We start from the raw sequence: 5,751 nt of genomic DNA, 5'->3' as shown, positions 1-5,751 counted from the left end.
CATAGCGCAACTGGATAGAGTGTCTGACTACGAATCAGAAGGTTGTAGGTTCGACTCCTACTGGGTGCATAGTTCGGGAAGTAGCTCAGCTTGGTAGAGCACCTGGTTTGGGACCAGGGGGTCGCAGGTTCGAATCCTGTCTTCCCGATTGATTGTAATTTCAATCATTTTTTTCATGGCGGTGTAGCTCAGCTGGCTAGAGCGTCCGGTTCATACCCGGGAGGTCGGGGGTTCGATCCCCTTCGCCGCTATATACTTGGACCTTTAGCTCAGTTGGTTAGAGCAGACGGCTCATAACCGTCCGGTCGTAGGTTCGAGTCCTACAAGGTCCATCGGTTTCGATGGAATAGCCTTGTAATTTAATGTTATCGCGGGATGGAGCAGTCTGGTAGCTCGCCATGGTGTAGGGGTTATCACGCCTGCCTGTCACGCAGGAGATCACCGGTTCAAATCCGGTTGGGACCGTAAGTTGGCTCGGTAGCTCAGTTGGTAGAGCAATGGATTGAAGCTCCATGTGTCGGCGGTTCGATTCCGTCCCGCGCCATGATCATTCAAATTTTAGCGTTGCGGGTGTAGTTTAGTGGTAAAACCACAGCCTTCCAAGCTGTTGTCGCGAGTCCGATTCTCGTCACCCGCTTTGAACCATCATCAATGGGCCTATAGCTCAGCTGGTTAGAGCGCACGCCTGATAAGCGTGAGGTCGATGGTTCGAGTCCATTTAGGCCCATTGGGGAAGTACTCAAGTGGCTGAAGAGGCGCCCCTGCTAAGGGTGTAGGTTGCGAAAGCGGCGCGAGGGTTCAAATCCCTCCTTCTCCGTTTTAACACACTTGGTTCGGAAAAAAAGATCCTGTGAAAACAGGGTCTTTTTTTGTGTGGATTATGAAATTATCCCCTGGCGAACAGGCGTCTGCGTCGCGCTGGGCCACTACCTGAGAGGGTGTGGGTAGGCGGTAATCATCGTTGTCTGAGCTTATTGGGGTCAAGAATTTTGGGTCAGGATTTGGGCTTGCTATCAGGACCACCAAGTTGGCCTTGATCCAGTTCGTGACGCCGTTTTAACAGGCGATCGAGGGTGCTGCGAATGGTGGTATTGGCCGAGGTTAGTTTCTCTGGCCGTTTTAATTCGATCTGGCGTCCTTTTAGGCGTAACTGTTGGAGTTTTGCACTGGCTTGATCGTGGAAGGCACTGTTTTCGGTACGTTCACGTAACTCTGACCAGTTGTCTTTCAAGGCCGTGCTGGCGGTTTGGATCACGGGATTGGCCTCACCCTTGGCCTGAAGCTGCTTCACGTTGTCCGTTAACGCTGCGGTGACTAGCGCATCAACTAATTTGTCGGTCACGAATTTCCATTTGGCTTGGACTTCGGGATCGGATTGGCCCACTTCTTTACGAACCAGACGGAGCGCGCCGGTCCAATCGTTTTGCAAGGCGTCGATTTGGCGATAGTCACTGTTCTTGATGATCGCGTAAGCGGAGTCTAGAAATTCTTGCTTGGTGGCATCGTCCAAGGCGGCCAACCAATGACTCATTGTCCGCTGGGTATATTGGGAGAAACGTCCGGTCGAAGTCAGCACCGCGAAATGATCCCCCTGGACTGTCCAGGTATAAGGATCATGTTGGCGAAAGCCGCTGCCCGTGCTGGTGATAACTTGATAATCCGTGCCGGGCTCCAGCAGTAACCCGATGATTGAGGCTTGAGGAATGAACTTGCGAATTTTTGTGGCTAGGCGCGTGGGGATCTTGGTTTTGACACCTGGACCATCGGCACTGTAGACACTTTCAACCCGAATCTGTTCCACTGGCGCCAGTTGGGTCAGCACGTAAACCGCCAGATTTCCACCTTTTGAATGACCGCCCAGGAAATAATTACCGGGATGATGTTTCATAATGCGTTTAGTGTAATGCAGCGCGCTACGTTGGGAAGGAATCGCCGCCAAGAAAGTCATATTCAGATCTTCCTTCCAATCAATCAAGGTTGCCGTTGTTCCGCGGTAAGCAATATAATGCAGCTGGGGATTCAGGTCAAACGTGACCGCGCTGAATTTCTGTTCCTTAGCGACATCGATCTTGGCCACCCAATCGTGCCAACTGAGCTGGCCGAAACGGCGGCTATTGATCAATTGGGCCAAGAGTTCTTGATTGCCCGCTGGGTTCCAGGTGTTTTTGACGAGGGCCGGGATCAGTTCGGGGTGTTCCCGCAATTGGGACAGATTATGCAGCTGGGCCTTTTTTAGGAGGCCAAAATCTAAATAGGCCAGTTGGGCAAGAATCACCCCATCCAGATCATTGAACCACTGTTCGTTCAACGTTTTCTGACCATAAGCTCGAACGTAATCAACCATATTCGCGGTTGCCATTTAGATGCCTTCTTTCTCGCCGGGGCTTGTCGGCGCCTGATCGTGCTGGGCTCTTTCGGGCGTCAGATCAGGCGCTTGTTTGGTTTTGCTTTGTGGTTCGATTTAAAAAATCAAGCGGTTGCCTTAGTTTACCATGAAATGAAGCGAACCAGAAGCGTATGCGATTTTTTTACCCGTCAAATGGGGGCGGAGTGGCACTGTGGCGAACTTTGAGCATTGGCCAACAAGCCTTTTTGTTGAGTCAAGAAATCGCTTATTACAAGATATAAATATGTCCCAGTCGTGGCAAGTTGTCCGCCTGGTCTGAAAGTACGTTCAAGTACCTTGTTGGGCACGCGGGCAAGTTGATAGAGGGAGTCTATTTATGAATAATTTCGTTAATACCTTGGTTGAGCGTAAGGGTGAGCTACTCAATGATACTTTGCAACATATTACGATCTCGTTAAGTGCCTTGTTGTTGGCCATGGCGATTGCGATTCCGTTGGCGATCTTGGTTGTCCATCACAAAAAAGTTGGCGAGATCCTGTTACAAGTGACCGGCGTCTTGCAAACAATCCCTTCACTGGCGTTATTGGGTTTGCTGATTCCCATCGTGGGCATCGGTTCAGTACCAGCCCTGATTGCCCTAGTGGTTTACGCGTTGTTGCCGATTTTCCAAAATACATATGTGGGGTTGGCCGAGATCGATCCTGCCATAGAAGAGGCGGCGGTTGCCTTCGGGATGTCGCGCTTACGGCGCCTGATCAAGGTGGAGATCCCCATCGCTTTGCCCATTATCATTTCCGGGATTCGCAGCGCCTTGGTCCTGATCATCGGCACCGCGACGTTGGCGGCCCTGGTTGGCGGTGGTGGCCTGGGAAATTTGATTCTTCTAGGGATCGATCGCAATAATACCGCCTTGACCTTGATCGGGGCGCTGGCTTCGGCCTCGTTGGCGATTATCTTCAGTGCGCTGATCAATCTGTTACAGAAGGCCAAGCCGCGTGTCACCGGCCTTGTTTTAGTGGCGTTGATTTGTGGCCTCGGCGGCTACAGCGTTTATCAAAAACAGGCGGCTAATCAAGAAACCATCACGATCGCAGGTAAATTAGGTGCGGAGCCGGATATTCTGATCAATATGTACGCGCAATTGATCAAGGCGGCCGATCCCCAAGCTCACGTAGTGTTGAAATCGAATTTTGGTAAAACCAGCTTCTTGTTCAACGCTCTGAAAAGTGGGCAAATCGATCTTTATCCTGAGTTTACGGGGACCGTTCTGGATAGTCTGGTCAAGGTCCCCCAAACGGTCGATAAAAGTAAATTGACCGCTAACGAGACTTATCAGGAGGCCAACCGCTTGCTGGCCAAGCAGGCGCAACTACGCTTATTAGCACCGATGGCTTATCAGAATACTTATGCCTTAGCCGTCAAGCAAACTTTTGCGACTAAACATGGGTTGCAGACGATTTCCGATTTGCAGAAAGTTTTGCCACAAATCAAGGCGGGTTTCACGCTGGAGTTTATTGATCGCGCCGATGGGTACAAGGGCGTCAAAGCCAAGTACGGGTTGACTTTTCCTAGCGTTCAAGGGATGGAACCATCTTTGCGCTATGAGGCCATCAATCAAAACAAAATCAATTTGATCGACGCTTATTCCACAGACAGTGAGCTGGCGCGCTATGGTTTAGTCGTTTTACAGGATGATCGCCAGCTCTTCCCCGATTATCGGGGGGCGCCGCTAATGAGCCAAGCTTTCGCCCAGAAGCATCCACAAATCGTCACCGCGTTGAACCAGTTGGCTGGGAAAATTTCCGCCGCGGAAATGACCGCAATGAATTATCAAGTCAATGTGAAGAAGAAATCGGCGGCCAGCGTCGCCCAGAACTATTTGGTCAAACACGGCTTGCTAAAGGGGGATAACTAGGATGAGCACAATCATAGAATTTAAGGACGTCAGTAAGGCTTATCCAGACCAACCTACGATTTTGGTGGGACTGAATCTTAAGATCCAACAAGGTGAAATTTTCGTCTTGGTGGGGCCTTCAGGTAGTGGCAAGACCACCTCTTTGAAAATGATCAACGGCCTGATCCAACCGACCACCGGAACGATCGATTTTGCTGGGCGGCCAATGGCGAGCTATGATCTCCGAAAACTACGCTGGCAAATCGGTTATGTGTTACAACAGATCGCCTTGTTTCCGACCATGACAGTCCGCCAGAATATCAGCGTGATTCCAGAAATGTTAGGTTGGAAACGCGCCCGTCAAGACCGAGAAGTCGTTCGTTTGCTAAAAATGGTCGATTTGGATCCGGACCAGTATCAAGATCGCTATCCCCGCGAATTATCAGGCGGTGAGCAACAACGGATCGGGATTTTACGGGCCTTGATTGCTGAGCCTGAAGTTATTCTCATGGACGAACCCTTCAGCGCGTTGGATCCGATTTCCCGCACCTCATTGCAGGATCTTGTTTTGCGCCTTCATCAGGAGTTACAAACAACGATCGTTTTCGTGACCCACGACATGAGAGAGGCTTTGAAATTGGCGGATCGTGTCGGCGTCATCCATGAAGGCGAATTGTTACAAGTAGGAACACCACAAGAAATCGTTGAGCATCCTGCCACCGCCTTTGTTGGAAGCTTCTTTGAAGGCGAGACTGGTAGCGAGCCGCATGATTTTCAGGTGGCGGATTTGATTACCGCGGGAAAATATAGTGTTGATCTATTCCAGACCGACCTGCCTGTGGTCACACCGACCGTTCCGGCGCAAACGCTGTTCGGATTATTGACCCGCTATGAGATGCTACAGGTCAATGATCAAACTGGTAAAGTTTTGGGCAGTTTGAGTCGGCAAGATGTTTTTGATTTTCTGAGTGATCGTTTCGCTTGATTGCGCGTGAGCGCAACCGGCTTCTATTCATGCCTTTTCGCTTAATTGCAGTTGTGGTGGGTTTGGGTGGTGACGCAACCGCCTCAGGACGTTTGTCGTGGCTGGAAACGTGTTCACCGACCCAGCTCCCTGCGCTTAGCTACGCAATCGTTCCGGAAGCAAAATGCGGCTTCCAAAACAATTGCTAGGCTAATGCTCAGGAGCTACCCGGGTCGGTTCACACTCTGTTTCGAACGTGGTGGGCATCGTTTGAAGCCAATCCGCAGGCCCGGCGGCTTGTCTTCAAATCGAGCCTTGTCCTAAGCGGCAAAGCCGCCAAGGACAATTTCACCACTGAGCCGCGCAGTCCCAGCCGGTTGCTGGGCAGAATTGAGCCTATCTGCAATCAAAGCGAAGGATTTAACGAAGTGGTTTTGCAAGGTAGAGGTCAAAACAATTCCCTCTTATGAGGTGGTACGGCAATGCCAACGGATTTGGATTAGTTAGTTGGTACAGTTTGCATTGGTTGAACACCTTTACCTGCTC

Annotated in this window: 3 protein-coding genes and 7 tRNA genes; 9 read left to right on the top strand and 1 reads right to left on the bottom strand. The window is 50.7% G+C overall.

Annotated elements, in window-relative coordinates; genetic code table 11:
• Positions 1-74: 74 nt before the first annotated feature.
• The 7 genes from EKM94_RS12085 (at position 75) to EKM94_RS12050 (ending at position 817) form a co-directional block, all read left to right on the top strand.
• A tRNA-Pro gene (locus EKM94_RS12085) sits at positions 75-148 on the top strand.
• Positions 149-177: 29 nt separating this feature from the next.
• A tRNA-Met gene (locus EKM94_RS12080) sits at positions 178-251 on the top strand.
• Positions 252-258: 7 nt separating this feature from the next.
• A tRNA-Ile gene (locus EKM94_RS12075) sits at positions 259-332 on the top strand.
• Positions 333-471: 139 nt separating this feature from the next.
• A tRNA-Phe gene (locus EKM94_RS12065) sits at positions 472-544 on the top strand.
• A gap of 22 nt (positions 545-566) precedes the next feature.
• Positions 567-637, top strand: a tRNA-Gly gene (locus tag EKM94_RS12060).
• Positions 638-653: 16 nt separating this feature from the next.
• Positions 654-727: transfer RNA gene (locus EKM94_RS12055), tRNA-Ile, on the top strand.
• Between the two features lie 2 nt (positions 728-729).
• Positions 730-817: transfer RNA gene (locus tag EKM94_RS12050), tRNA-Ser, on the top strand.
• Positions 818-994: 177 nt separating this feature from the next.
• On the opposite strand, the gene EKM94_RS12045 is transcribed toward EKM94_RS12050, so the two are convergent.
• Complete coding sequence (locus EKM94_RS12045; RefSeq protein WP_125602374.1) at positions 995-2,359, bottom strand: Mbeg1-like protein; 1,365 nt, start codon at positions 2,357-2,359, stop codon at positions 995-997.
• A 364-nt stretch (positions 2,360-2,723) separates the two neighbouring features.
• Between EKM94_RS12045 and EKM94_RS12040 the strand changes: the two genes are divergently transcribed.
• Both EKM94_RS12040 and EKM94_RS12035 read left to right on the top strand, forming a co-directional pair.
• Positions 2,724-4,262, top strand: coding sequence for an ABC transporter permease/substrate-binding protein (locus EKM94_RS12040; protein ID WP_125602371.1), 1,539 nt, complete (start codon positions 2,724-2,726; stop codon positions 4,260-4,262).
• A 1-nt stretch (position 4,263) separates the two neighbouring features.
• Positions 4,264-5,226, top strand: coding sequence for an ABC transporter ATP-binding protein (locus tag EKM94_RS12035; RefSeq protein WP_125602369.1), 963 nt, complete (start codon positions 4,264-4,266; stop codon positions 5,224-5,226).
• Positions 5,227-5,751: the final 525 nt, after the last annotated feature.

Origin of the sequence: Lapidilactobacillus achengensis (assembly GCF_003946655.1) — a bacterium.
Lineage (GTDB): Bacteria > Bacillota > Bacilli > Lactobacillales > Lactobacillaceae > Lapidilactobacillus > Lapidilactobacillus achengensis.
Note: the sequence above shows the minus strand (reverse complement) of the source record. Positions and strands in the feature narration are given on the sequence as shown.

Coding starts and splice junctions, on each gene's coding strand:
- EKM94_RS12045 (WP_125602374.1), bottom strand. CDS start 2,359: ATGGCAACCGCGAATATGGTTGATTACGTTCGAGCTTATGGTCAGAAA.
- EKM94_RS12035 (WP_125602369.1), top strand. CDS start 4,264: ATGAGCACAATCATAGAATTTAAGGACGTCAGTAAGGCTTATCCAGAC.
- EKM94_RS12040 (WP_125602371.1), top strand. CDS start 2,724: ATGAATAATTTCGTTAATACCTTGGTTGAGCGTAAGGGTGAGCTACTC.